This window comes from Vibrio sp. 811 (assembly GCF_033339195.1).
The window spans coordinates 1-521 of record NZ_JAWOUB010000931.1 but is presented as its reverse complement, the minus strand read 5'-3'; the positions used below and the strand labels follow the sequence as shown (position 1 = coordinate 521).

The window sequence follows — 521 nt, the reverse complement described above, 5'->3', positions numbered from 1 at the left end:
CATCAAATTGGTATCCCTAACAATGAGTTAGACTGGGCACTTTCCTACTCCACACAAGACCAAGAGTGGGCAGAGAGTCATATTTCTTGCGACAAACCCAACCTACTGATTGTGCCAGGAGCCAGTAAAGCATATAAAAACTGGAATGCTGAAGGGTACATAGACGTCATCCACCATGCGAGAGCACAAGGTTGGAATGTAATTCTGGCTGGCAGCCCAGCTCAAGTCGAACTGGATTTGGCAGATGCCATTCAATCTCGACTGGAAGAGCCATGTCTAAATTTAGTTGGGCAAAGCTCAATCCTGCAAATGCTGGCTCTGATTGACAAAGTAGACATGGTCATCGCGCCTGATACCGGGCCAGCTCACATGGCAAGCGCCATGAACACACCGATCATTGGTTTATACGCCCACCATAATCCGGTTCGAGTGGGCCCATATCGCTATCTACAGTATGCCGTCTCAGTTTATGAGGAAGTTATCTTGGCTGAAACAGGAAAAACCAGCCAACAACTAAGCTG

General features: G+C 47.6%; 1 protein-coding gene. It reads left to right on the top strand.

Features of this window, described 5'->3' with window-relative positions:
* The coding region (locus R7Q46_RS30190) for a glycosyltransferase family 9 protein (protein ID WP_318078718.1) at positions 1–521 on the top strand (521 nt) is incomplete at both ends.